23 protein-coding genes are annotated in these 24,064 nt (G+C 72.0%); 12 read left to right on the top strand and 11 right to left on the bottom strand.

From position 1 onward, the window contains the following. The first annotated feature begins 85 nt into the window (after window positions 1-85). Window positions 86-745, top strand: coding sequence for a response regulator (locus tag ACWDY5_RS10285; RefSeq protein WP_252483635.1), 660 nt, complete (start codon window positions 86-88; stop codon window positions 743-745). Between the two features lie 111 nt (window positions 746-856). On the opposite strand, the gene ACWDY5_RS10280 is transcribed toward ACWDY5_RS10285, so the two are convergent. The 3 genes from ACWDY5_RS10280 to ACWDY5_RS10270 are packed head-to-tail and all read right to left on the bottom strand — an operon-like array spanning window position 857 to window position 2,855. Next, window positions 857-1,774: an SDR family oxidoreductase gene (locus ACWDY5_RS10280; RefSeq protein ID WP_449721949.1), complete on the bottom strand. Its 918-nt coding sequence runs from the start codon at window positions 1,772-1,774 to the stop codon at window positions 857-859. After that, a complete protein-coding gene (locus ACWDY5_RS10275) occupies window positions 1,771-2,364 on the bottom strand; it encodes a TetR/AcrR family transcriptional regulator (protein WP_449721948.1) in 594 nt (197 codons plus the stop codon). The genes ACWDY5_RS10280 and ACWDY5_RS10275 overlap by 4 nt, the downstream gene beginning before the upstream one ends. Before the next feature lie 56 nt (window positions 2,365-2,420). After that, window positions 2,421-2,855, bottom strand: a complete 435-nt coding sequence (locus ACWDY5_RS10270; protein ID WP_449721947.1) for a PPOX class F420-dependent oxidoreductase — start codon at window positions 2,853-2,855, stop codon at window positions 2,421-2,423. 123 nt (window positions 2,856-2,978) lie between these two features. Between ACWDY5_RS10270 and ACWDY5_RS10265 the strand changes: the two genes are divergently transcribed. Continuing rightward, entirely contained in the window at window positions 2,979-3,368 is a 390-nt protein-coding gene (locus tag ACWDY5_RS10265; RefSeq protein WP_449721946.1) for a hypothetical protein, read from the top strand. A gap of 165 nt (window positions 3,369-3,533) precedes the next feature. On the opposite strand, the gene ACWDY5_RS10260 is transcribed toward ACWDY5_RS10265, so the two are convergent. Further along, window positions 3,534-3,998: a universal stress protein gene (locus ACWDY5_RS10260; RefSeq protein WP_449721945.1), complete on the bottom strand. Its 465-nt coding sequence runs from the start codon at window positions 3,996-3,998 to the stop codon at window positions 3,534-3,536. Window positions 3,999-4,203: 205 nt separating this feature from the next. Here ACWDY5_RS10260 and ACWDY5_RS10255 point away from each other — a divergent pair, with 205 nt between their 5' ends. From ACWDY5_RS10255 to ACWDY5_RS10230, 6 genes are all read left to right on the top strand, one after another. Beyond that, a complete protein-coding gene (locus tag ACWDY5_RS10255) occupies window positions 4,204-4,791 on the top strand; it encodes a hypothetical protein (RefSeq protein ID WP_449721944.1) in 588 nt (195 codons plus the stop codon). An 82-nt stretch (window positions 4,792-4,873) separates the two neighbouring features. After that, window positions 4,874-5,596, top strand: a complete 723-nt coding sequence (gene trmB, locus ACWDY5_RS10250; protein ID WP_449721943.1) for a tRNA (guanosine(46)-N7)-methyltransferase TrmB — start codon at window positions 4,874-4,876, stop codon at window positions 5,594-5,596. Window positions 5,597-5,721: 125 nt separating this feature from the next. Then, complete coding sequence (locus ACWDY5_RS10245; RefSeq protein ID WP_449721942.1) at window positions 5,722-6,873, top strand: nitric oxide synthase oxygenase; 1,152 nt, start codon at window positions 5,722-5,724, stop codon at window positions 6,871-6,873. A 111-nt stretch (window positions 6,874-6,984) separates the two neighbouring features. Further along, entirely contained in the window at window positions 6,985-8,076 is a 1,092-nt protein-coding gene (locus ACWDY5_RS10240; RefSeq protein WP_449721941.1) for a VanZ family protein, read from the top strand. Between the two features lie 73 nt (window positions 8,077-8,149). Further along, the gene (locus ACWDY5_RS10235) at window positions 8,150-9,358 is read left to right on the top strand and encodes a VanZ family protein (protein WP_449721940.1); all 1,209 of its coding nucleotides are present in this window, start codon (window positions 8,150-8,152) and stop codon (window positions 9,356-9,358) included. Beyond that, window positions 9,312-10,643 carry an amidohydrolase family protein gene (locus ACWDY5_RS10230; RefSeq protein ID WP_449721939.1) on the top strand — a complete coding sequence of 444 codons (1,332 nt, stop codon included), beginning with the start codon at window positions 9,312-9,314 and terminating at the stop codon, window positions 10,641-10,643. Before ACWDY5_RS10235 ends, ACWDY5_RS10230 begins: the two co-directional genes overlap by 47 nt. Here the strand turns inward: ACWDY5_RS10230 and ACWDY5_RS10225 are convergent. Both ACWDY5_RS10225 and ACWDY5_RS10220 read right to left on the bottom strand, forming a co-directional pair. After that, the gene (locus ACWDY5_RS10225) at window positions 10,633-11,322 is read right to left on the bottom strand and encodes an SDR family oxidoreductase (protein WP_449721938.1); all 690 of its coding nucleotides are present in this window, start codon (window positions 11,320-11,322) and stop codon (window positions 10,633-10,635) included. The genes ACWDY5_RS10230 and ACWDY5_RS10225 overlap by 11 nt on opposite strands. A 15-nt stretch (window positions 11,323-11,337) precedes the next feature. Further along, complete coding sequence (locus ACWDY5_RS10220; RefSeq protein WP_449721937.1) at window positions 11,338-12,564, bottom strand: hypothetical protein; 1,227 nt, start codon at window positions 12,562-12,564, stop codon at window positions 11,338-11,340. Between the two features lie 75 nt (window positions 12,565-12,639). On the opposite strand from ACWDY5_RS10220, the gene ACWDY5_RS10215 reads away from it, so the two are divergent. Further along, window positions 12,640-13,941 carry an MFS transporter gene (locus ACWDY5_RS10215; protein ID WP_449721936.1) on the top strand — a complete coding sequence of 434 codons (1,302 nt, stop codon included), beginning with the start codon at window positions 12,640-12,642 and terminating at the stop codon, window positions 13,939-13,941. Window positions 13,942-13,945: 4 nt separating this feature from the next. Here the strand turns inward: ACWDY5_RS10215 and ACWDY5_RS10210 are convergent, their stop codons facing one another. The 3 genes from ACWDY5_RS10210 to ACWDY5_RS10200 all read right to left on the bottom strand — a co-directional run bounded on the left by ACWDY5_RS10210 (window position 13,946) and on the right by ACWDY5_RS10200 (window position 17,893). Beyond that, complete coding sequence (locus tag ACWDY5_RS10210) at window positions 13,946-16,063, bottom strand: PhoX family protein (protein WP_449721935.1); 2,118 nt, start codon at window positions 16,061-16,063, stop codon at window positions 13,946-13,948. A 194-nt stretch (window positions 16,064-16,257) separates the two neighbouring features. After that, complete coding sequence (locus tag ACWDY5_RS10205) at window positions 16,258-17,469, bottom strand: MFS transporter (RefSeq protein WP_449721934.1); 1,212 nt, start codon at window positions 17,467-17,469, stop codon at window positions 16,258-16,260. Window position 17,470: 1 nt separating this feature from the next. Further along, window positions 17,471-17,893, bottom strand: a complete 423-nt coding sequence (locus ACWDY5_RS10200; protein ID WP_449722073.1) for a MarR family winged helix-turn-helix transcriptional regulator — start codon at window positions 17,891-17,893, stop codon at window positions 17,471-17,473. Window positions 17,894-18,049: 156 nt separating this feature from the next. Between ACWDY5_RS10200 and ACWDY5_RS10195 the strand changes: the two genes are divergently transcribed. After that, entirely contained in the window at window positions 18,050-18,526 is a 477-nt protein-coding gene (locus tag ACWDY5_RS10195) for an SgcJ/EcaC family oxidoreductase (protein WP_449721933.1), read from the top strand. Here ACWDY5_RS10195 and ACWDY5_RS10190 read toward each other — a convergent pair. After that, entirely contained in the window at window positions 18,492-21,263 is a 2,772-nt protein-coding gene (locus tag ACWDY5_RS10190) for an FAD-binding and (Fe-S)-binding domain-containing protein (RefSeq protein WP_449721932.1), read from the bottom strand. The two genes, ACWDY5_RS10195 and ACWDY5_RS10190, sit on opposite strands and share 35 nt — an antisense overlap. 35 nt (window positions 21,264-21,298) lie before the next feature. On the opposite strand from ACWDY5_RS10190, the gene ACWDY5_RS10185 reads away from it, so the two are divergent. Beyond that, on the top strand, window positions 21,299-22,324 hold the full coding sequence (locus ACWDY5_RS10185) for a zinc-dependent alcohol dehydrogenase family protein (protein WP_449721931.1): 1,026 nt from the start codon (window positions 21,299-21,301) through the stop codon (window positions 22,322-22,324). Here ACWDY5_RS10185 and ACWDY5_RS10180 read toward each other — a convergent pair. Then, window positions 22,321-22,782 (bottom strand): MarR family winged helix-turn-helix transcriptional regulator, encoded by a 462-nt coding sequence (locus ACWDY5_RS10180; protein ID WP_449721930.1) that lies wholly within the window; start codon window positions 22,780-22,782, stop codon window positions 22,321-22,323. The two genes, ACWDY5_RS10185 and ACWDY5_RS10180, sit on opposite strands and share 4 nt — an antisense overlap. A gap of 78 nt (window positions 22,783-22,860) precedes the next feature. On the opposite strand from ACWDY5_RS10180, the gene ACWDY5_RS10175 reads away from it, so the two are divergent. Further along, on the top strand, window positions 22,861-24,057 hold the full coding sequence (locus ACWDY5_RS10175) for an FAD-dependent oxidoreductase (RefSeq protein ID WP_449721929.1): 1,197 nt from the start codon (window positions 22,861-22,863) through the stop codon (window positions 24,055-24,057). Window positions 24,058-24,064 lie beyond the last annotated feature (7 nt).

The raw sequence follows: 24,064 nt of genomic DNA, 5'->3' as shown, positions 1-24,064 counted from the left end.
TCGGGCGTTCCGGCCGTGCCGCCAGCGACCAAACCGGCGCGGCTATCGCGGGCGCGATCCGGTGGACAAGCCCTAAGCTCGGCCCGTGATCCGGGTGATGCTGGTGGACGACCAGGAACTGATGCGCATGGGGTTCCGCATGGTGCTCGACGCGCAGGAGGACCTCCAGGTGGTCGGGGAGGCGGGGGACGGCGCTGAGGCCGTGCGCAAGGCCGCCGAGCTGCGCCCGGACGTGGTGCTGATGGACGTGCGCATGCCGGTGCTGGACGGGGTGGAGGCGACCAAGCGGATCAGCGCCGAGGGCACGTCGAAGGTGCTCGTGATGACCACCTTCGACCTGGACGAGTACGTGCTGGCCGCGTTGCGCGGCGGGGCGAGCGGGTTCCTGCTCAAGGACACCCCGCCCGCGGACCTGGTCTCCGCACTGCGCGCGGTGGCCAGCGGGGACGCGGTGGTCTCGCCGAGTGTGACCAGGCGGCTGCTGGACCGCTTCCTCGGTTCGGCGGACTCCGGGCAGTTGCGCGACGCGACCATGCTGGACGTGCTGACCGAGCGGGAGCGCGAGGTGCTGGTGCTCATCGCCAAGGGCATGTCCAACGCGGAGATCGCCAAGACGCTGTTCCTGTCCGAGGCGACGGTGAAGACGCACGTGGGCCGCATCCTGGCCAAGCTGGACCTGCGCGACCGGGTGCAGGCCGTGGTGCTGGCCTACGAGACCGGGCTGGCCCGCCCCGGCGACGCCTAGGCCGTGTCCGGTGGATCCCGTGCGTGAGCGCCGGAGTCCAGGTCGTTCCTGGCGGCACCGCCAGGGGCGGGCTGGGCCCGGCGATCGCGTGCGGGATCCACCGGACACGGCCTAGCGGTACTCGGCGGGGTCCTTGCCCAGCGGGGTTTCGGCGAAGACGTTCTCGGCGAAGTAGCTGCCGCAGTCCGGCTGGGAGCCGTCCACGTCGGTGAAGCCGTAGGCCTTGGCCAGCTGCCAGGAGGACAGCGACTGCCCGCCCCAGCGCGCCCGGTCCGGGTCGGCGGCCAGCGCGGCCACCGCGCGGCCGAGGTAGTGCGGGGTCTCGGAAATGCCGAAGTGCACGTCCTTGGTCAGGGCCTCGCGCCAGGTGGCCTCGGTGACGCCGAAGTGCGCGAGCACCTCCTCCGAGCGCAGGAAGCCGGGGGTGAGCGCGACCGAGGTGCCACCGTGCGGGGCCAGCTCCTGGTGCATGACCTTGCCCAGGCGCAGGATGGCCGCCTTGACCAGGTCGTAGTAGACCGCCTCGCGGTAGCGCTGGTTGAACATCTCGTCGCCGTCGGTGATCTCCACCAGCAGGCCGCCCGGCTGCGCGACCAGCAGCGGCAGCGCCTTGTGCAGGGTGATCAGGTGGGTGTCCAGGCCGTTGCGCAGCATGGCCCGGCCCTTGCCGAGGTCGTGCTCCCACACCGGCTTGTGCTCGGAGAAGCCGTCCCCGCCCCAGACGTCGTTGACCAGCACGTCGATCCGCCCGTGTCCATCCCGGATCTTGGCCACCAGAGTGTCCACATCGGACTCCTCGAGGTGGTCGCAGCGCACCGGGATGCCCAACCCGCCTGCCGCGGTGACCAGCTCCGCGGTCTCCTCGATGGTCTCCGGCCGACCCATCGGCGAGGGTCCGGTGGTCCGGCTGCTGCGCCCGGTGACGTAGACCGTGGCACCCGCCGCGCCCAGCTCCACCGAGATCCCGCGCCCGGCCCCTCGGGTGCCGCCCGTGACCAGGGCGACCTTCTCCACCAACGGTTTGCTCATGCCGACTCCTCTCCCAGCGCGGGCCGCGACCAGCCCGCGAGCACGGCGTCCAGGTCCGCGCGGACCCGGTCCACCAGACGTCCGTGTGGCCGGACCGACCAGTGCATGGCGGCGCCGGAGACCAGCGCGCCGAGGATCCGCGCGGCGATCTCCGGCGCGGGTGCGCCCGGTAGTGCGGCGGCGGCCAGCAGCTCGGCCAGCTCGGCGTTGACCGTGGCGTAGCCGAGGGCCAGCTCCTCGCGCAGTTTCGGATCGGCCAGGTCCACGCCCAGTTGCGCCAGGTTGTTGGCGGCTTGCTCGGCGTTGTCCAGGAACTCGTAGCCGACCAGCGCGCCGGCCAGCACCGCCTCCCGCGGGCTGTCCGCGGCCGCCGCGGCCGCCCGGATCGCCGCGGCCTGCCCGGCCCGGTGGTCGCGGCTTAGTGCGAGCAGCAGGCCGTGCTTGCTGCCGAAGCGCTGCATCACGGTGCCGGTCGCCACGCCGGCCTGCTGGGCCACCTCGGCGATGGTGAAGGCGGGACCGGAACGGCCCAGCACCACGCCGAGGGCGTCCAGCAGCCTGCGGTCGGTGATCGTTCTTGGTCGGGCCACGGCATTAGTGAACCACGGTTCACGAACTTTGTGAACCGTGGTTCATAAACCGGTGCTCACTCGGCCACGTCGGTCTTGGCCACCACCTTCTCGATCTTCACCCGGACCAGCAGCTCACCCTCGCCGCCGTTGCGCTCGGCGTACTCCCGCTCCCGCTCCGCGCCCATGTACCGCGCGCCCAGCCGACCGGCCCAGTACCGGACCGTCTCCGGGTCGTCAGTGGTGGTCGCGGTGCCGGTGATGGTGACGAAGTCGAAGGGCGGGCGCTCGTTGTCGAAGCAGATGGACACCCGGCCGTCCCGCAGGATCGACTTGCCCTTGATCGAGGGCGCGTAGGTGGTGAACACCAGGTCGTCGCCGTCCAGGTCGACCCAGATCGGCGAGACGTGCGGGGACCCGTCCTTGCGCGTGACCGCGAGCTTGCCGGTGTGCGGCGGGGTGGCCGCGATGAACTCGCGCCACCACCCGTCTGGCGCATCGTTGTAACCCATGATCAGACCGTAGATCTACATCCAAGGTATGACGGGAAATCCCGACCAACGGAGGACGCGCGGAACCACCCGATCCGGTCATTGTGTGCAGGGGAGGCGTTCTCACCCCCAGGAGCCCCGGCCATGATCGAGACGGTCACCGCGACCGAACCGTGCGGGACCAGGACTGCTGCGCACACCACCTGCCGTTTCGGCCGGGTGCTGCGCAGGCTGGCCGGGGTCCAGCCGGAACACGCGCCTGCCTCGGTCCGGGCCGAACACGGTGCTCCTGATGTGCTCGCGCATCCGGAACTCCTTGTGCGCCAACGGACTCCGGTGGTACTGGTGCGCAGCCCGCAATGCGAGGAGCTGGCCAGGGTGCTCACCGGGGCCGGGTTCGGCGTGCACCGGGAACTGGACAACGAATGGGTCGGCTCGCTCACCGTGAGCGGGGCCAGCGCGGAGCAGGTCGGCGAGCTGGCGGCCAGTCATCGGCTGGTGCTGCACGAGCTGCGCACGAACTCCCCGGGGTAGCGGAAAGAAATTTTCGCCGGCAACGCAACCCGGGTACCCCCAGTGGCGTCCTCCAGGCGAGGACTTCATCGGGAAACAACCGATAGCTGTGGGTTCGGGGCCCGCGAAGTCGGCAGCAGGGGTCCCGGCGACCTTCGGGGGGTCGCCGGGGCCTCGTGCTATTTCCTAGACGCTGGGCCGCACGACCAGCACCGAGCAGCGGGCGTGCCGGACCACCTGGTCGGCCACCGAGCCCAGCACCAGTCCGGCGAACCCGCCCCGGCCGCGATGGCCGACCACCAGCAGGTCGGCGCCGTTGGAGGCGGCGATCAGGGCCTGGGGTGAGGGCGAGTGCGCGACGTGCACGGCGATCTCGCAGTCCTCCCGCTCGCCGACGTGCTCGGTCACCAGTTCCGCGGTCGCCTTGCGCAGCCACTCCTCGTACTGGGTCACGCTGGCCACCGAGCCCGCCGGGCAGTCCGGTGGCCGGGGCGCGGTGCGCAGGGTCCAGGCCCGCAGCACGTGCAGGGCCAGTCCGCGGCGGCAGGCCTCCTCCACCGCCACCCGCAGGGCTCGCAGGGACGACGCCGAGCCGTCCACACCGACCACCACGCCGCCGTTGATGCCGATCTCGCGCTCGCGCTCGCCCACGGAACCACCCTCCGCAGTGACCACAATGTTGTCGAGATCACATTACGGGCATGACGTGGAGGTTGCGCGGCGTATGCATTGCGTTAAAGGGCCGTGAAACAGCGCACTTCGACATGACACCGGCGATCAAGCCCGCTCAGATGGGGTTGAGGCCTCACAGAGGTCGGAGGTGATCATGACCGAACCGATGCTCGACTCACCGACGGTGAGCGCATCGACAGCGTTGTCGAGACTGCCGAACCAGCGCGGGGACCAGATCAAGCGTCGCCCGCCAGCACGACTCGCCGGGCTCAGGGTGGAGCCCACCGCGGCACTGGAATGGTCCCAGGCGATCGAGCGCATGGGTTACGCCACCGCCGCGACCGACCCCGCGCAGACCCGCCGCTCCTGGGTGGACCGGGCGCCGGAACGCCAGGTGCTGCACCTGTTCCGGGCCGCCTCCGCGGGCGGCAACCAGGTTCCCGCGCCGTGGTGGCTGCGCGCCCTGCACCGCGGCGACCTGCTGCACCGGGCGGCCGGGTTCGCCGTGGAGGACGGCGTGCACGAGCTGCTGACCAACCGTCCTGGGTGGTTCTACGTCCCCTGGGTGGGTGATGGTGAAGACGGTTACTGGGAGTACGTGCCCTCGGACCCCGGCACCTCGACCGGGTTGCCGACCACCGTGGTGCTGACCCACGCGCACCAGGGCTGGCTGGACGCGCTGCCCGCGCACGAGAACGACCCCCGGCCGGCGGTGCCGATCGCCGGCGTGGCCGGGCTCGCCGCCCGGCTGCCGCAGATCGAGGGCTGGTAGCCCGCTGGACCCGACTACGGCCCCGGCCCTGCCAAATGGCAGAGTCGGGGCCGTAATCGCAGCACAGCGGCGTGAGGGAACGATGACTTCGACTGGGCAGGACCCCGTCCGGCCTGCGCACTGGCGCACCGTGGTGAGCTTCGTGCAGCGCACCGCCCGGCTCAGCCCAGGACAGCAGCGCGCCTACGAGCAGTACTGGCCGGCGCTGGGCCGCAAGGTGGACGAGCTGGGCGAGGACCCGGTCGACTTCGACGCCTGGTTCGGCCGCAGCGCGCCGGTGCTGCTGGAGATCGGCTCCGGCATGGGCGAGACCACCGCGCAGCTGACCGCGGCCGCGCCCGAGCTGAACTACGTGGCCGCCGAGGTCTACAAGCCCGGCCTGGCCCAGCTGCTGCTGCGGGTGGAAAAGCTCGGGCTGACCAACCTGCGGCTGCTGCGCGGGGACGCGGTCACCTTGCTGCGCAAGAACATCCCGGCCGGCTCGCTGCACGGCATCCGGATCTTCTTCCCGGACCCGTGGCCGAAGAAGAAGCACCACAAGCGGCGGCTGGTGCAGCCGGAGTTCGTCGCGCTGGCCGCCTCCCGGATCGCGCCGGGCGGCACGCTGCACCTGGCCACCGACTGGGAGCAGTACAGCGCGGAGATGATGGCCGCCTGCCTGGCCACGCCGTTGCTGCGCAACCGGTTCGCCGGGGAACCGGGCGGCTGGGCGCCGCGGCCGGACTGGCGGCCGGTGACCAAGTTCGAGTCCAGGGCGCACGAGGAAGGCCGGGTCATCCACGACCTGATCTTCGAGCGGATCTGACGGTCCGTGGTCAAGATCGCCACCCTCGGTGAATTGACCACTGGATCGGGTGAGACGACCTGCTGGTTTTCTTGCCCCGTACGGCAGTGACGCGTGACCGGGTTCACGAACTACGTTACCGAGCCGTGACCGTAGTCGACACCCAGGTGATCAGCTTCGCGCCGGCGGCGAGCTCCCCGGCCGCCCAGGTCGATCTCATGGCCGCGGAGGAGTTCCTCCGCATGTTCCATGACTCGCACTCCGGCGCGGGCCCGCTGAGCCAGCGCCTGGCCGAGGTCCGCGCGGAGGTCGGCAAGACCGGCACCTACCGGCACACCCCCGCGGAGCTGGCCTACGGCGCGCGGGTGGCGCTGCGGGACTCGGGCTGGTGCACCAGCGGCATGCCGTGGCGGCGGCTGAAGGTGCGCGACCTGCGCGGGGTGCGCCGACCGGCCGCGGTGGCCACCGAGTGCTTCGAGCACCTGCGCCAGGCCACCAACGAGGGTGCGATCCGCCCGCTGGTCACCGTGTTCGCGCCGGACACCCCGGAGCGGCCGGGCCCGTGCATCTGGAACGAGCAACTGGTGCGCTACGCCGGGCACCGGGCCGAGGACGGCTCGGTCATCGGCGACCCGCGCTACGCCGAGTTCACCGACGCGATGCGCGCGCTGGGCTACCGGAGCCCGGCCAATCCAGGCCGGTTCGACCTGCTGCCGCTGGTGGTGGAGACCGCGGACGAGGGCCCGAAGCTGTTCACGGTGCCGCGCGAGGCGGTGCTGGAGGTGCCGCTGACCCATCCCGAGCTGGACTGGTTCGGCGAGCTGGAGCTGCGCTGGCACGCGGTGCCGGTGATCAGCAACATGCGGCTGTCCATCGGCGGGGTCGGCTACCCGGCCGCGCCGTTCAACTCCTGGTTCGTCGGCGCGGAGATCGGCACCAGGGCGCTGGCCGACGAGGGCGCGTACGCGATGGCCGGCGCGGTGGCCACCCGGCTGGGCCTGGACACCGGCTCCGAGCGCACGCTGTGGCGGGACCGGGCCACCCTGGAGCTCAACCGCGCGGTGCTGCACTCCTTCGACGCGGCCGAGGTGACCATCACCGACCACCACAGCGAGGCCCAGCACCGGCTGGCCTGGCTGCGTTCCCGGCAGCGGCCCAGCGGCGGGCGGCCCGCGTTCCGGGTGGACACCGGCGCGGTGCAGCGGGCTCGCTTCGGCGGCCCGGCCAAGTTCGGCCAGCCGACGGTCCCGCCAGGTGGCCGGCTGGCCGCGCTGCGGAAACGGCTCGACTCGGTCTGATCAACTCGGCCATCCGGCCGATCTCCGGCGGCCGGGGACGGGCCCTTCGGCCGAGCGGTCCTGACTGCGCGGGCGATGGGGCGGAGCGCGGAATTCTCGAGCATTGATCTCGTGACCGCGACCTACCTCGGCTCCATCCGCGCCGGACTGCTGCTGTTCCTGGGCGCCGGCCTCGTGCTGATGCTGCCGGTGGCCGCGGTGCACTACCGCCGCTACGGCAGGCTGGACGCCCGGCGCGCGCTGGTGCTCTACGCCTTCCTGGCCTACGCCGCGGTCGCGCTCGCCCTGGTGTTCCTGCCGCTGCCGGACCCGATGAAGGTGTGCGCCACGGTCCAGGACACCACCCAGCTCCGGCCGTTCCAGTTCCTCGTGGACACCCAGAGCGAGCTGGCCAAGCACGGCCGCTCCGGGTTCCTGGCCGGGCTGACCTCGAAGTCGGTGCTGTCCTTCGTGTTCAACATCGCGCTGTTCGCGCCGCTGGGCGTGTTCCTGCGCCGGGCCTTCGGCAAGGACCTGCGCACCACGGTGACCACCGGGTTCGCCGTCTCGCTGTTCATCGAGCTGACCCAGCTGACCGGCAACTGGGGCACCTTCCCCTGCTCCTACCGGCTCTTCGACGTCGACGACCTGCTGGGCAACACCACTGGCGCGCTGCTCGGCTTCGCCATCGCCCCGCTGGTGCTCCTGGTGCCCCGGCTGCTGCCCACCCCGGCGCTGCCGCTGGCGCCGGTCAGCGTGCCGCGCAAGCTGGCCGCGCTCGGCGTGGACCTGCTGCTGAGCGGGATGTTCTTCCTGACCACCGGCGGCACCCTGTTCGCCGCGGTCATCCCGGTGCTGATGGCCAGGGTGTTCGTCCCGTGGCTGGCGCAGGGCTGGACGCCGGGCGGCTGGCTGCTCGGCTACCGGGCCCACCGCGAGGACGGCTCCTGGCGCGGCCTGCTCCGGCTGGCCGGGCGGGAAGCCGGCACGCTGCCCGGGCTGGGCTGCTTCGTGCTGATCGCTCCGGTGCTGGCCGACGGGCTCGCCGGCGACCTGCGGGTGCTGCTCGCGCTGGGCATGCTGGCCGGACTGGGCCTGGTGCTGGCCTTCCGCTCGGCGGAGGTCCCGGCCACGCGGCGGGAGCGGGCCGTGCCGGTGCAGCGGCGGCCGGTCACCCCGATCGAGCACCCTGAGGCCGATCGTCGCCTCACCCCTACTGGGTGAATCAGCCGTATTGCCGAGGGCGGGTGGCCGATAGGTCGATCTGGATCTTCGCGCCGGGCCGCAGACTCTTCTCGTGCCCACCCTGTACGTACAGAACATCCAGACCGGCTTGCTCTACTTCGTGATCGTCGGCTTCGCGCTGCTGATACCGGTGGTGGTCTTCCACTACGTGCGGTTCGGCCGGGTGGACCCGCGCCGGTCGTTCGTGCTGTACGCGGCGCTGATGTACGGCCTGGTGCTGCTGGCCCTGGTGTTCATGCCGTTCCCGCCGCTGGACAGCGTGTGCACCGGGCGGCAGAGCACCCAGTTCGTGCCCTTCCAGTTCCTCGCCGACATCCAGACCGAGCTGGCCAAGCACGGCCAGTCCGGTTTCCTGGCCGGGCTGACCGCCAAGTCGATGCTGTCCTTCGTGTTCAACATCGCGCTGTTCGTGCCGCTGGGTGTGTTGCTGCGCAAGGTGTACGGGCTGCAACGGCGCTGGGTGGTGGCCATCGGGTTCGGCGTCTCGCTGCTGGTCGAGATCACCCAGCTGACCGGCAACTTCGGCGTCTACCCGTGCCCGTACCGGCTCTTCGACGTGGACGACCTGATGGCCAACACGCTGGGCGCCGCGCTCGGCGGGCTGATCGCGCCCGCCGCGCTGATCGTGCCGAAGCTGTTGCCGCCCAACGAGGTCCGCGCGCTGGCCGACTCCACCAGCCTGCCCCGCCAGATCGTCGGCTACGGCCTGGACATGATCGCGGTCGGCCTCATCGCCTTCGCCGTGCACACCTTCACCAGCTTCGAACCGGCCTTCCTGAGCTTCGCCTCCTACCTGCTGGTGCGGATCGTGCTGCCGCTGCTGGACCAGGGCTACACCCCTGGCGGCCGGGTGCTGAAGTTCAAGGTGCGCAAGGTGAACGGCAGCCCGGCCACGGTGGGCAGGCTGGTGCTGCGCGAGCTGTTCGGCCCCGCGGGCATGCTGGCGGTGCTGACCATGGCCGCGGTGGTGGTCGGCGCGGTGGTGATCCGGCTGCACGAGCGGTTCGACCTGGCCACCAGGCTGGGCATGCCGGAGCGGGAGATGCTGATCATGTTCGCGCTGGTTGGACTGGTCGGCTTCACCCTGGTGCTGCTGCTGCCGGTGTTCCGCAGGGACCAGCGGGCCTGGCACGACCAGCTGGCCGGGCTGCGCTGTGTGCTGGACCACCCGAAGCCCCCGCCACCGGCTCCCGGCGAGGTGGCAGGATCCCTTCATGCCCGAGTCGACTCGCCTGAAAGCCCCCGTAGTCCTGCCCTGTGACGCCGCCTGCTCGGTGCTGCGGGACGCCGTCGTCGACTTCGACGAGACCGGTCGGATCGTCCACTGTGGACCCAGCGCGGACGCGCCGCCGCCACCGGCCGGGGCGCGGGTCAGGGAGCTGACCGGCATCCTGTTGCCCGGCCTGGTGAACACGCACGCGCACACCCCGATGATGCCGCTGCGCGGCCTGGGCGGTGACCTGCCGCTGATGCGCTGGCTGGCCGAGGCGATCTGGCCTGCCGAGGGCCGGATGGTGGAGCGGGACTCCTACGACGGGATGCTGCTCGGCTCGGTGGAGATGCTGCGCGCCGGGGTGACCACCAGCGTGGAGATGTTCTTCCACGGCGAGCAGATGGCCCAGGCCGTGCTGGACACCGGCGGCCGGGTGGTGCTCACCCCCGGCATCATCAACGCGCCGGGGCTGGAGCGGCTGGGCAGCTGGCAGGAGCTGACCGGGCACACCACCCGGTGGATCGACGCCGACGGCCTGCGTTCCGGGCCGGGTGACCGGATCGAGCTGGGCTACGGCCCGCACTCGGCGTACACGCTGACCCCGGAGATCATCGCCGAGGTCGCCCAGCTGGCCCGCGACCGCGGCGCGCTGCTGCACATCCACGTGGCCGAGGGCCTGCAGGAGGACGTCGCGGTCCGCGCCGAGCACGGCTCGGTGCCCAAGCTGCTGGAGAAGATCGGCGCGCTGGGCGGCCGGGTGCTGGCCGCGCACGCGGTGCACCTCTCCGATGACGACCTGGCCATCTTCACCAGGCACGACGTGGCCGTGGCGCACTGCCCCAACTCCAACGCCAAGCTCGCCTCCGGCACCGCCCGCCTGCTGGACATGCGCGCGCACGGCCTGCGCATCGGCCTGGGCACCGACGGCCCGGCCAGCAACGACGACCTGGACATCTGGGACGAGGCCCGCCTGGCCGTGCTGTTCGCCCGCCTGGACGCCGACGCCGCCGATGCCCTCACCGCCCCGCAGGCCCTGCTGATGGCCACCCGCGAGGGCGCCAACGCCATCAACCGCACCGACCTCGGCGCGCTGGAACCGGGCCGCTGGGCGGACGTGGTGCACGTGGACGTGGACAGCCCGGCCTTCCCGCGCGGCACGGACGCGCCGGACGTGCAGCTGCTGTCCAACCTGGTGTGGTCCTCGGCGGCCAGCCAGGTGACCGATGTGTGGGTGGCCGGGGACCACGTGGTCAGCGGGCACGAGCCGACCAGGGTGGACCGCGGCAAGGCGCAGGCGGAGGTCCGGCGGATCGCGGAGCGGATCAGCGGCTAGCCGGGCGGATCACGATCTCGGTGAGGTGGGCGTCGGGACCGGCGTTGGCGGCCATGGCCACCGCGCCGGCCACCGACTCCGGGGTCAGGTAGGCATCGGGCTGGAACTCGCCGCCCTCGGCGGTGCGGATGCCGCGCTGCATGTCGGTGGCGGTGCGGCCGGGGTGCACCGAGGTCACCCGGATGCCGTTGGCCTCCTCTTCGGCGCGCAGCGCGTCGCCGAGGGCGCGCAGGGCGAACTTGCTGGCGGCGTAGGCGGCCCAGCCGGGGTTGGCGCGCAGGCCGGCGCCGGAGTTGATCAGGATGACGGTGCCGCGGGCGGTGCGCAGGGCGGGCAGCAGCAGGCGGGTGAGCTCGGCGACCGCGACCACGTTGATCTCGTAGGTCTCCCGCCAGACCTTGGCCGGGGTGTCCGCGATCGCGCCCAGCTCGGCCACGCCGGCGCTGTGCACCAGCAGGTCGAGGCGGTCGATCTGTGCGGTGGCCGCGGTCAGCGCCTCGGTGTCGGCCAGGTCGGCGGTCCACGGGATGGCGTTGCCCAGCTCGCCGGCCAGTGCGGACAGCGCGGCCTGGTCGCGGCCGCCCAGCAGCAGGTCGTGAGTGGGGGACAGGGCGTGGGCGATGGCCTTGCCGATGCCTCGGGAGGCGCCGGTGACCAGGGCGCGGGGGCGGGACGTCATGGTGAGGACGCTAGCTCAGCGCGGGTTCGCGATGCGGATGGCGCGGGGGTCGTTGATGATCGCCTCGGCCGAGTGGTCGTCCTTGAGGTACCGGCGGAAGAAGGCGCTCAGGTAGGTGGTGGCCACCCGGCGCTGCTGGGACTCGGTGAGCTGGCGGACCGGGCCGCCCTCGTGCTGGCGGCACCGGCCGGGGCCGCTGCGCACGTCGTTGGCGTCCACGTCGTCGTGGCTGAGCAGCTGACGGCTCGCCGGGGACCACTCGGTGTTGTAGAAGTTGTGGTTCGCGCCGGTCACGGTGAGCAGGCGGACCGGCACGGTGTTGTGCCGGGCCGCGTTGTCGAAGTAGTCCCGGCCGCCGGTGACCGAGAAGTCGCAGGTGCCGGAGACGGCCAGGAACGGGATGTCGGTGATCCGGTAGTCCAGGTGTTCCGGGGCCGTCGGGTCCTCCGGGTCAGCCACGTAGTACTCGGCGGGCGCCAGCGGCACCACCGCCCTGACCCGCACCCCGGCGGGCCAGTCGGCGCGGTGGCTGTTCGCGGCCTGCCAGACCGCGCCGCGGCCGCCCCGGGAGTGGCCCATGGTGCCCACCCGGTCCAGGTCGACCCGGCCGCGGAAGTCCACAGGCACCGGGCGGCCGCTGGCCGGGTCGGTGAAGCGGCCGGCCAGCTCGCCGCCGCCGGTGGCGGAGAGGTCCCGCCACAGGGCCAGGTGCTTGTTCATCAGGGCGGCGCGGGCGCGGTCCTGGTCCTGGCCGCCCGGGCCGGAGTTGGGGCCGTTCGCGCTGATGGAGACCACCACGAAGCCCTGCCCGGCCAACTCGCGGGCCAGGTAGTCGTAGCCGTGCTGGTTGCGCAGGGGCGGGGTGCCGGGCGCGCAGGGCCAGGCGCCGAGTTTCGCGCTCGCCGCGGCGGCCTGGGCCTCGGCGCGCTCGCGGGCCGCCGGGTCCAGGTCCGGCTTGCGCAGCTCGGCCCGCGCGGCCGCGTAGGACCGGGCCGCGGCGGGGTCGGCGCAGGACTCCCACAGGCCGTGCGCGAGCAGCACCAGCGGGTGCCTGCCGGGGCGGCGCGGGTAGTGCACCACGCCGGTCAGTTCGATCGGGGCGTCGAAGCCCGGCACCCGGAAGGCGGACTCGCCCAGGGTGTAGTCCGCCACCCCGATCCCGGCCGGGGCCGCGGTGGCGGCCGGTGGCGCGGCGAGGGCGAGCAGGGCGGTGAGGGCCAGCAGGCGGCGGGCGAGACGCATGCGCTCAGCCAACCAGGCGGTTGTCAGGAACCTGTTTGGCTTGACGTGCGCGATCTTCTCGCTTAGGAACCCGGGATGGACACCGTCGCGATGCGGGACCGCGTCATGCGCAAGGTCACCTGGCGGTTGGTCCCGTTCCTGGGGTTGTTGTACTTCATCAACTACCTGGACCGGGTCAACATCGGGTTTGCCGGGCCGAACGGGCTGACCGCCGAGCTGGGCATGGACCAGAAGGCGTTCGGCTTCGCCTCCGGCATATTCTTCGTGGGATACCTGCTGCTGGAGGTGCCCAGCAACCTGGCGCTGCACCGCTTCGGCGCGCGCCGCTGGATCGCCCGGATCATGATCAGCTGGGGCATCATCGCCACCGCGATGGCCTTCGTGCCGAACGCGACCACGCTGTCCGTGCTGCGGTTCCTGCTCGGTGTGGCCGAGGCCGGGTTCTTCCCCGGCATCATCCTCTACCTGACCTACTGGTTCCCGGCCTACCAGCGGGCCAAGGTGGTCGCGCAGTTCATGGCCGCGGTGGCGGTCTCCAGCGCGATCGGCGCCACCGTGTCCAGCCTGCTGATCAGCTACGGCGACGGCGTGTTCGGCCTGTCCGGCTGGCGGTTCATGTTCCTGGCCGAGGGGGTGCCCGCGATCCTGCTGGCCGGGGTGACCTGGTTCTTCCTCACCGACCGGCCCAGCGAGGCCAAGTGGCTGACCGAGGCGGAGCGGGCCTGGCTGACCGAGGAGCTGGCCGCGGAGGAGAAGGCGACCGAGGCCAAGCACGGCTGGACCCTGCGCAAGGCGCTCACCTCGCCGCGGATCCTGGCGCTGGCGCTGGTCTACTTCGGCATCGTCTACGGGCTCTACGCGCTCGGCTTCTTCCTGCCCACCATCATCAAGGGCTTCGAGGCGCAGTTCGGCACCGCTTACACCGTGGTGGAGCGCGGGCTGATCAACGCGGTGCCGTACGCCATCGGCGCGGCGGTGATGATTTGGTGGGGGCGGCACGGCGACCGGACCGGCGAGCGCACCTGGCACGTGGCGCTGCCCGCGCTGCTGGGCGGGCTGGCCATTCCGATCGCGCTCTACCTCGGCAACCCGCTGGCGGCGATGATCGCGGTGACCGTGTGCGCCTGCGGCGTGCTGGCCGCGATGCCCACCTTCTGGGCGCTGCCGACCACGTTCCTCTCCGGCGCCGCGGCCGCCGGCGCGATCGGGTTGATCAACTCGCTGGGCAACCTGTCCGGGTTCGTCGCGCCCTACCTCACCGGCGCGCTGGCCGATGCCACCGGCAGCCAGCGGACCGGGTTGTGGCTGGTCGGCGGGGCGATGCTGATGTCAGCGGTGCTCGTGCTCGCCTTGCGGAGAGGCAACGAGCACCGCTGAGCACTCAGCTGCCGATGCGGCCGCCGTCGTTCTTGTAGACCGCGACGACGGACGGCCGCGGCTGGCTGGTGCCGCCGTCCGGCCAGTGCGAGGCGGGCTTCTCAATGCTCGCCCCGTCCACCTCGCCCGGGTGCTGCACCGAGACCAGCACGAACCGCTCGCCGATGACCGGTCCGCAGGTCTCCGCACCGATCGGCACGGTCAGGAACTGGCGGACGTGGCCGCGCTCCCTGCCCTCCAGCGGGGTGGCGAACAGGCCGTCGTTGGCGCCGAGGGCGTTGCCGTCGGTGGAGATCCACAGGTTGCCGTAGCCGTCGAAGGCCACGTTGTCCGGGCAGGAGATCGGGCTGACCTTGGTCTTGTCGTACCCGCCGAAGTAGGTGTCGGCGGCCTTCGGGTCGCCGCACACCAACAGCAGGTTCCACTTGAACCGGGTCGCGGTGTTGTCGGAGAACCGCTCCTCGATCTCCAGCACCTGGCCGTTCTTGTTGCCCAGGCGCGGCGCGACCTCGGTGGCGCCCTCCTTGCCTGCCTTGCCGCGGTCGGTGTTGTTGGTCAGCGCGGCGTAGATCCGGCGGTTGCGCAGGTTCGGCTCGACGTCCTCCGGCCGGTCCATCTTGGTGGCGCCGACCTTGTCCGCGGCCAGCCGGGTGAAGACGTAGACCTCCTCGGCGGTGAAGCCGGGCACGAAGGACTTGTTGTTGTGCGCCAGCGGGATCCACTCGCCGGTGCCGTCGAACTGGCCGTCGCTGGGCAGCTTGCCGGAGCCGTCGATCTCCGCGGCGGGGCTGTCCCCGCTGAACTTGGCCACGTAGAGAGTGCCGGAGTCGAGCAGCCGCTTGTTGTGCTCGCGGGCGCGCTTGCTGTGCCCGTGCTTGATCCGGCCGTCGGTGACGAACTTGTACATGTAGTCGAAGCGCTCGTCATCGCCCATGTAGGCCACCACGCGGCCGTCGTGGGCCACGATCACGTTGGCGCCCTCGTGCTTGAACCGGCCGAGCGCGGTGTGCTTGATCGGCGGCTGGTCCGGCTCGAACGGGTCGATCTCCACGATGTAGCCGAACCGGTTGGCCTCGTTGGGCTCCTGCGCCAGGTCGAAGCGCTTGTCGAAGCGCTCCCACTTGCGGGTGCTGGTGCCCTTGGGGAAGCCGTAGCGGGCCAGCCGCGCGCTGGTGACCGGGTCGGTGACCTTGTCCGCGTTGGCGAAGTACTGGTTGACGTTCTCCTCGCCGGACAGGATGGTGCCCCACGGGGTGAGCCCGCCCGCGCAGTTGTTCTGCGTGCCCAGCACCACGGTGCCGGTCGGGTCGGCCGAGGTCTTGAGGTACTGCGAGCCGGCCGCCGGGCCGCGCACCTCGAACGGCGTGGTCAGCGTGATCCGGCGGTTGTACCGCTTGTCCACCTTGGCTTCCAGCTTGCCGGTGCGCCGGTTGCGCTCCACCAGCACCACGGACTGGCCGTGCGCGGCCCAGGCGGTCTCCACCTGCTCGCGGGTCGGGTTGTCCTTGTTCCAGCCGCGGAACATGAACTCCTCGGAGGTGTACTCGTGGTTGCTGACCATGAGCCACTTGTCGTCGCAGCCGGGGATCGGCACCAGGCCGCAGTAGTCGTTGTTGAAGCCGAACTGCATGGCCTGGGCGGCCGCGGTCTGCTTCTCGAAGTCCCACTTGGGCGCGCCGGGCACCACCGGGTCGCCCCAGCGGATCAGCACCTCGCTGGTGTAGCCCTTGGGCACCACCACCTTGTCCTCGGTGTTGGGCGCGACCGGCTCGAAGTTCACCCCCGCGGTGCGGCGGCCGCCGCCGAAGCCGAGCTCCAGGTCCACGTCCACCGGACCGGCGTTCAGGTCCAGCTTGACGTCGGCGGCCGCGGTGCCGGCCAGCGTGCTGGCGCCCGCACCCGCGATGGCCAGCACGGCGCCGGCGCGCAGCATGCCCCGCCGGGACATCGCCTTGCGGGCCATGTCGCCGAAGTACTCATTGCCCGAGTTGTTGGGCTCCTCGTGCGCACACGCGTTGCCACACCGGTACTCGCAGGTCAGCGCCGAACGGCCCAACGGGTGGTTGGGCAGCAGCGGCAGCAGGCGGTGACCCTGCTCTCCTTGAGACACACGTACCTCCACGACGTCAGTCTGGGAACGGCGTGACCGTAGGTCCGTCAAGCGAGCCGGGGAAGACCTGAAAGTGAACAGAACACAAACAGACACGCTCCGTTGTCAGCTTGCAACCTGGCTAGCGGGCATAACGGTGAAATAAGTCATGCGGACCATCACCGTGAGTGATTCACCGGCCATGGTCCGCACACTGTGAACACCTACTAGAGTTCCTCGCCGACGATGGCCGCTTCGGCCGGAACCTCCTTGGTGTCCGGTTCGTCCGCGCCCAGCGCGAGCAGTCCACCGGCCAGCAGGCAGAGCAGCGCGCCGATCAGGAACGGGGCGTGCGCCCAGCCGAACCACTCGGCCAGGTGCCCGACCAGGGTGGCCGCGGCCGCGCCGCCCAGCCAGCGCAGGAAGTTGTAGCCGCCGCTGGCCACCGCGCGCGGAGCCGGGCTGATGCTCATCGCGGCGCCGGTGAACAGCGTGTTCAGCAGGCCGGAGACGACGCCGCTGAGGATCACCGCGACCACCAGCACCGGTTTGTCCGGCACCAGCATCAGCGCCAGCAGCGCCGCGTAGGCCAGCACCGCGACCACGGTGGCCCGGCGCTCGCCGAGCCGGGCGGCCAGCCTCGGCGCGAGCAGCACGCCGGCGACCGCCACGCACAGGCCCCAGGCGAAGAAGACCGAGCCGACCTCGACCGCGGTGAACTGGAGCACGAACGGCGCCCAGGCCAGCACGGTGAAGAACCCGGCGGTGTAGAGCGCGGACCCGGCCGAGGTGCGCAGCAGGCCGCGGTGCCGCAGCGCGCGCAGCGGGTCGAGCAGCCGGACCGGTTCCCGCTTGACGTGCGCGTCGCCGGGCAGCAGGGCGGCGGCGAGCACCAGCGCGACCGCCATCAGCACCGCGGTCCCGGCGAACGGGCCGCGCCAGGACAGCGAGCCCAGCGCCGCGCCGAGCAGTGGCCCGGTGGACAGGCCGATGCCCAAAGCCGCCTCGTACAACAGGATCGCGCCCTGCTGGCCGCCGGAGGCCGCGCCCACGATCACCGACAGCGCGGTGGCGATGAAGAAGGCGTTGCCCAGCCCCCAGACCGCGCGCAGGCCGACCAGCTCGGTGATCGAGGAGACCAGCGCGCAGGCCAGGGTGGCCGCCACGATCAGCGCCAGCCCGCCGACCAGGGTGCGCTTGGCGCCGAAGCGGGCCGCGCAGGCCCCGGTGAACAGCATCGCCACCACCTGCACGCCGAGGTAGGAGGAGAACAGCAGGGTTACCTGGGAGGGCGTGGCCTGCAACGCGGTGGCGATGGACAGCAGGATCGGATCGACCAGCCCGATGCCCATGAACGCGATCACCGCGGCGAAAGCGGTGATCCACACCGTTCGCGGCTGACCCTTCAGGGCATCGAGCAGCCGTACCTCAGAACTCATCTCAGTTGACCTCCAGCAAGCGCCACAGTGCGGGCAGGGCGGCGGCGATGGCGGCGCGGTCGGTCTCACCCAGCTCGGCCAGCCGGGCGCTGAGGAACTCCTCGCGCGCCCGCACCAGCTCCTCGATCAGCCGGGTGCCCTGCTCGGTCGCCTCGGCCAGCACGGCCCTGCGGTCCACCGGGTCCGGCGCGCGGCGGGCGAAGCCCAGCCGCTCCAGGCGGGCGACCACGTCGGTCATCGACGGCATCCGCACGCCCTCCCGCTCGGCCAGCGCACTCATCCGCTGCGGCCCGTCGGTGACCAGCGTGGCCAGCACGGATGCCTGGGTGAGCGTCAGCTGGTGCTGCGGGGTCTCCCGGCGCACCACGTAGTAGAGCCGGAAAACCAGCGGGCGAAGCTCCCGCGCCAGGTAGTCGATCTTCATTGCACCGGTGGACACTTAGCCAGTCTAACAATTTCGCTTAGACACCCTAAGTAAGTCCGGTCACAACTGCATCCAACTTCTTGAGCACGCCTCCTGAACTGGACAAATCGGGCGGAGAGTTCCGGTCCTCCCCGCCGCCAACGAGGAGGAAAACCCGTGTTCAAGGCTCATCAGGGACGTTTCCGGATTTTCGCGGCAGGCACGCTGGTCGCCGGGCTGGTGCTCGGCGGTGGCGTGGTGGCGAGCGCGAGCGGGCGGCAGCCCAGCAAGCAGGAGGTCGCCGCCCAGTTCCTCGCCTGGGACGCCACATTAGCCACCGGGAACAGCCAGTTAGTCGCCAACCGGTACGGCAACGGGGCAGTTCTGGTCCCCACGCTGTCCAACCGGGTGCGCATGGATCGGGCCGGGATCGTGGACTACTTCAACCACTTCCTGGAGAACAAGCCGCGCGGCCACATCCTGCGGAGCCACATCACCGTCCAGGGATCGCATTCGGCGGTGGACACCGGCACCTACCGGTTCACCTTCGCCAACGGCACCAGCACCGATGCGCGCTACACCTTCGTGTACGAGAAGCGGAACGGGCGCTGGGTGATCATCAACCACCACTCGTCGAAGATGCCGGAGGGCTGAGCGCCCGCCGCAGCACGCCGGCCAGGTGCACCGCGGTGACCTCGGTGCCCTGCGCGGCCTGCGTGCGACAGGAGAACCCGTCGGCCAGCACCAGCGTGCTGGCCGGCGCGGCCCTGATCTTCGGGTACAGCTGGCGTTCCGCGCAGGCCTGCGCGACCTCCCAGTGACCGGGCTCGAAGCCGAAGTTCCCGGCCAGGCCGCAGCAGCCCGCGTCCACCTGGTCGACCTCGACGCCGAGGCGGGCCAGCACCTCCCGCTCGGCCGCGTCGCCGAAGGTGGCCTGCTGGTGGCAGTGCGGCTGCCGGACCGCCTTGGCGTCCAACTGCTCGAACGGCCAGTCACCCTGGTGGCCCACGACCAGTTCGGCCAGTGTGCGCACCCGGTCGCGCAGGCCGGCCGCCTCGGGCACCAGTTCGGCGGCGTCCTCTCGCAGCAGCACCGTGCAGGACGGTTCCAGCCCGATGACCAGCTGATCGCCTGCCAGCGCGCGGACCGAGCGGCGCAGCACCCGGCGGGCGATGTCCAGCTGTCCGGTGGAGTGCCAGGTCAGGCCGCAGCAGACCGGGCCGCGCGGCAGGTCCACCCGGTAGCCCAGCGCCTCCAGCACCTCCACCGCGGCGATGCCGATCTCCGGATTCATGAAGTTGGTGAAGGTGTCCGGCCACAGCAACACCGGCGTGCCGGTCCCCTGCGCCCCGCCGCGGCGACGCCACCAGGACCGGAAACTGGTGCGGGCGAAGGAGACCGGGTCCCGGCGGGGTTCCAGCCCGGCCAGCCGCAGCGCGGTCCTGCTGCCGGTGAGCGCGCTGGCCAGTCCCGGCGCGGGGCGGGCCAGCCGGGCCAGCAGCGGCAGCCAGCCCAGCGTGTAGTGCGCGCGGGGCCGCAGCTTCCGGCGGTAGTGGCGGTGCAGGAACTCGGCCTTGTAGGTGGCCATGTCCACCTGCACCGGGCAGTCGCGCTTGCACGCCTTGCAGGACAGGCACAGGTCCAGCGCCGCGCGCACGGCGGTGGCGTCCGGGTCGAGCAGCTCGCCGCGCAGCATCTCCCCGAGCACCCTGGCCCGGCCCCTGGTGGAGTGCACCTCGTCCCCGGTGACCTGGAAGGACGGGCACATCGGTCCGCTGGCCTGGCGGCAGCTGCCCACGCCGACGCAGCGGCGCACCGCGGCGGCGAAGGAGCCGCGGTCGGCGTGCAAGGCGTGCACCACGGGCAGCTCGATCCGGTCGTGGCCGGGTCGCAGGTCGGCGTCGAGTGGTTGCGGGGCAACCAGGACGCCGGGGTTGAGCAGGCCGTCCGGGTCGAAGGCCGCCTTGAACCCGGCGAAGGCACGCAGCACCGCCGGTGAGTAGGTGCGGGCCAGCAGTTCGGAGCGGGCCCGGCCGTCACCGTGCTCGCCGGAGCTGGTGCCGCCGTGCGCCACCACCAGGTCCGCCGCCGCCTCGATGAACGCGCGGTAGCGGGAAACCCCTTGTGCGCTCAGCAGGTCCCAGTCGCAGCGCAGGTGCAGGCAGCCCTCGCCGAAGTGCCCGTAGGCGATGCCGCGGTAACCGTGGCCGGCCAGCAGCGCGTGCAGCTCGCGCAGGTAGCCGCCGAGGCGTTCCGGCGGCACCGCGGAGTCCTCCCAGCCGGGCCAGGCCTCGCCGCCGTCGGCCATCCTGGTCGCGATGCCCGCGCCGTCCTTGCGAATCCGCCACAGCGCGGCGGCCCGCGCCGGGTCGGTGACCACCAGCGCGCTGGCCTGCACCAGTCCGGCCAGCTCCCGCGCCGCCGCCTCCCCGGCGACCTCGCAGTACAGCCAGGCGCGGCCGGGCGGAAGTTCCCGCGCGGCAACACTTCCCGGCCCGCTGCCGAGCGCGGCGATCAGCGCGTCGTCCATGCCCTCCACGGTCAGCGCGCCCGCCGCGGCCAGCACCGGAGCCTGGTCCGCCGCGGTGTAGACATCGGGAAAACCCAGCACCAGCAACACCGTGGTCGCGGGCGCCGGGGTGAGCGCGACGGTGGCCGAGGTGACCAGCGCGCAGGTGCCCTCCGAGCCGACCAGCGCCCGCGCCAGGTGAAAATCCTTCTCCGGCAACAACTCCGCCAGGTTGTACCCGGAGACCTGCCTGCGGAACCGGCCCAGCTCCCGCCGCAGCTCGGCCAAGTGCTTGTCCCGCAACGAGATCAGCCGCCGGTCCAGCTCCGCGTCCCCGCTGCCACCCGGCCCCGCGGCCAGCGTGCGGCCGTCGGCGAGCAGAAGCTCCAGCCGGTGCACCACCTCGGCGGTGGTGCCCCAGGCCACCGAATGCGGCCCGCAGGCGTTGTTGCCGATCATCCCGCCGAGCGTGCAGCGGGACTGGGTGGACGGGTCCGGCCCGAAGGTCAGCCCGTGCGCCGCGGCCTGCCGGCGCAGCTCGTCCAGCACCACCCCTGGCTGCACGGTCGCGGTGCGCGCCTCGGGATCGATGGCCAGCACCCGGTTGAGGTGCCGGGAGAAGTCGACCACCAGACCGGGCCCGATCGCGTTGCCCGCCACCGAGGTCCCGCCGCCCCGGCCGGTGACCGGCACCCCGTGCTCGCGCGCGATGGCCAGCGCCGCGCCCAGCTCGTCCAGGTCCCGCGGTTCCAGCACGGCTGCGGGCAGCACCCGGTAGATCGAGGCGTCCGAGCCGTAGGCGGCGCGGGTCTGCGGATCCAGCCTGGCCGCACCCGGCAGTTCGGCCCGCAACCGCCGCCCGAACTCCTCGCCCTCGCGCACGACCACATTGTGCAGAGCCGGGTTAGGTTTCGCTCATGCGCGCGGTGGTCTACAACTCCTTCGGCGGCCCGGTCACCGTCGAACAGCTGCCCGATCCGGCCCCCGGCCCCGCCGACGCGGTGATCGAGGTGGAGGCCACCGGCCTGTGCCGCAGCGACTGGCACGGCTGGATGGGCCGCGACCCGGACATCACGGTGTTCCCACACGTGCCCGGCCACGAGCTGGCCGGAGTCGTGCGCGAGGTCGGCGCGGACGTGCGCCGGTTCCGCCCAGGCGACCGGGTCACCGTGCCCTTCATCAACGCCTGCGGCAGCTGCCCCTCCTGCCAGGCCGGTGACCAGCAGGTCTGCCCCGCGCAGAGCCAGCCCGGCTTCACCCACTGGGGCTCCTACGCCGAAGCGGTGCGCATCCGGCACGCCGAGACGAACCTGATCCCCCTGCCCGGCACCATGGCCTACCAGACCGCCGCCGCCCTGGGCTGCCGCTTCGCCACCTCCTTCCGCGCGGTCCGCGACATCGCCCGCACCCGCGCGGGCGAGTGGGTCGCGGTGCACGGCTGCGGCGGCGTCGGCCTGTCCGCTGTCATGATCGCCGCCGCCGCGGGCGCCCAGGTGATCGCCATCGACATCAACGAAGAAGCCCTGTCCCTGGCCACCCAGCTCGGCGCCACCGCCACCGTCAACGGCGGCGACACCGCCGAAGCCGTCCGCGAGCTCACCGGCGGCGGCGCGCACGTCTCCCTGGACGCCCTCGGCCACCCCGCCACGGCCGCCGCCTCGATCAACAGCCTGCGCCGCCGCGGCAGACACGTCCAGGTCGGCCTGCTCCCCGGCGGCCCCACGCCACTGCCGATGGGCCGGGTGATCGCGCACGAGCTGTCGGTCCTGGGCAGCCACGGCATGGCCGCCCACGCCTACCCGGAACTGGTGGCCCTGGTCAGTGGCGGCAAGCTGCGGCCGGACCGGCTGATCACCCGCACCATCGGGCTGGCGGAGGCGGCGCGGGCACTGCCACTGCTGCACACCAGCCCGTCGGCGGGCATGACCATGATCGAGCCCTAGCGCTCGCTCAGCTCGGCCGTCGCTTCCCGCATGAGGGCCGCGTTCTGCTCCAGGAACCCGGCGATCAGGTCGAGCTCGGCGTCGGTGTAGCGCTCCACCAGCGCGCCGAGGCGGCGGAAGAACCCCTCGAACTGCGCGTCCACGCCCTGGAGCAGGCCCTCGTCCAGGGCGACCAGGACCCGGCGGCCGTCGGTGGTGTCGCGGTTGCGGTGCACGTAGCCGCGTTTGGCCAGTCGGTCGATCGCGCTGGTGATGGAGGCGGGGGCCAGGCCAGAGTGCTGGGACAGCTCGCCGGCGCTGAGCGGGCCGTGGGTTTCCAGCAGGCCGAGCAGCTTCCAGTCGGTGACGCTGATGTCCAGGCGGGCACTGAGCGCGCTGTGGAACATGACTGCGGCGTCGCTGGTCCGCCGGCCGGCGTTGGCCAGCCGGGCCACCAGCTCGTCGCGGTGCGTTGACACGGGTCCTCCCTGGCCGGATATTATTTCGTTCGATCGAAGGAAATATCTTCCGGGGTCATTTTACGTGGGGGCAGAGCGATGCGAGTGATCATCATCGGCGCGGGGGTGGGCGGTCCGACCTTGGCCGCCGCGCTGGGCAAGGCCGGGCTGGACGCCGAGGTCTACGAGGCGCACGACGGGCCGGGGATCGGCATCGGCGGCTTCCTCGGACTGGCCCCCAACGGGCTGTCCGTGCTGCGCACCCTCGGCCTGCTCGAGGCGGTGCGCGCGACGCCCGGCGCGCACGTCAGCCACCGGACCGAGTTCCTGGACGGCGCCGGCCGGCGGCTCGGCCTGCTCGACGACGGGTCCGCGGCGCTGGAACCGGAGCTGCACAGCCTCGGCGTGCGGCGTGGCGAGCTCCAGGCCGCGCTCGCGGCGGGCGTGCGGGTCGAGTACGGCAAGCGGCTGGTCGGCTACACCGCGCACGCCGCCGGGGTGGTGGCCGAGTTCGCCGACGGCAGCACCGCCGAGGGCGACCTGCTCATCGGCGCGGACGGGCTGCACTCCCCGGTCCGCCGGATCATGGACCCCACCGCGCCCGCGCCCCGCTACTCCGGCCTGCTCGGCCTCGGCGGCTGGACCTCCGGGCTGCCGGTCCGGCCCACCCCCGCGGCCACTGGCCGGATGGTGTTCGGCAGGCGGGGCTTCTTCCTCTACGGCACCGCGCCGGACGGCGACGTGTACTGGGGCGTCAACTTCCCGCACCCGGAGCTCAGCCGCGCGGAGATCACCGCGCGCGGGCCCGCGTACTGGCGGCAGCACCTCATCGAGCGGTTCGCCGGTCAGCTGCCGGACGCGACCACGATCCTGGCCGGCAGCGAGTCGAGCTGGTTCCAGCCCTACGGCCTCTACGACCTGGCGAACCTGCCGCGCTGGACCAGCGGCCGGGTCGGCCTGATCGGCGACGCGGCGCACGCGGTGCCGAACTCCAGCGGGCAGGGCGCGGCGATGGCCATCGAGGACGCGATCACCCTGGCCCAGTGCCTGCGCGACCTGCCGGAGCCCGAGCCCGCGCTGCGCCGGTTCGAGCAGCTGCGCAGGCCTCGGGTGGAGAAGATCATCGCCGCGGGGCAGCGGCGCGGCGGGCTGAAGACCCTGACCAACCCGGTCGCGGTCGCGCTGCGGGACCTGGCTCTGCGCGTGGTGCTCCGGCGCCTGTCCCGCACCAGCGGCCACTCGTGGATCTTCGACCACCGGATCGACTTCGCCGAACCGGTCGGGGGCCGCGGCTGACCGCGGC

It is taken from the genome of Crossiella sp. NPDC003009 (genome assembly GCF_053591555.1).
This window is presented reverse-complemented; position numbering and strand designations above follow the sequence as displayed.

Coding starts and splice junctions, on each gene's coding strand:
- trmB (WP_449721943.1), top strand. CDS start 4,874: ATGACTTCGACTGGGCAGGACCCCGTCCGGCCTGCGCACTGGCGCACC.
- ACWDY5_RS10215 (WP_449721936.1), top strand. CDS start 12,640: ATGGACACCGTCGCGATGCGGGACCGCGTCATGCGCAAGGTCACCTGG.
- ACWDY5_RS10265 (WP_449721946.1), top strand. CDS start 2,979: ATGATCGAGACGGTCACCGCGACCGAACCGTGCGGGACCAGGACTGCT.
- ACWDY5_RS10230 (WP_449721939.1), top strand. CDS start 9,312: ATGCCCGAGTCGACTCGCCTGAAAGCCCCCGTAGTCCTGCCCTGTGAC.
- ACWDY5_RS10225 (WP_449721938.1), bottom strand. CDS start 11,322: ATGACGTCCCGCCCCCGCGCCCTGGTCACCGGCGCCTCCCGAGGCATC.
- ACWDY5_RS10270 (WP_449721947.1), bottom strand. CDS start 2,855: ATGGGTTACAACGATGCGCCAGACGGGTGGTGGCGCGAGTTCATCGCG.
- ACWDY5_RS10205 (WP_449721934.1), bottom strand. CDS start 17,469: ATGAGTTCTGAGGTACGGCTGCTCGATGCCCTGAAGGGTCAGCCGCGA.
- ACWDY5_RS10280 (WP_449721949.1), bottom strand. CDS start 1,774: ATGAGCAAACCGTTGGTGGAGAAGGTCGCCCTGGTCACGGGCGGCACC.
- ACWDY5_RS10175 (WP_449721929.1), top strand. CDS start 22,861: ATGCGAGTGATCATCATCGGCGCGGGGGTGGGCGGTCCGACCTTGGCC.
- ACWDY5_RS10185 (WP_449721931.1), top strand. CDS start 21,299: ATGCGCGCGGTGGTCTACAACTCCTTCGGCGGCCCGGTCACCGTCGAA.
- ACWDY5_RS10200 (WP_449722073.1), bottom strand. CDS start 17,893: ATGAAGATCGACTACCTGGCGCGGGAGCTTCGCCCGCTGGTTTTCCGG.
- ACWDY5_RS10220 (WP_449721937.1), bottom strand. CDS start 12,564: ATGCGTCTCGCCCGCCGCCTGCTGGCCCTCACCGCCCTGCTCGCCCTC.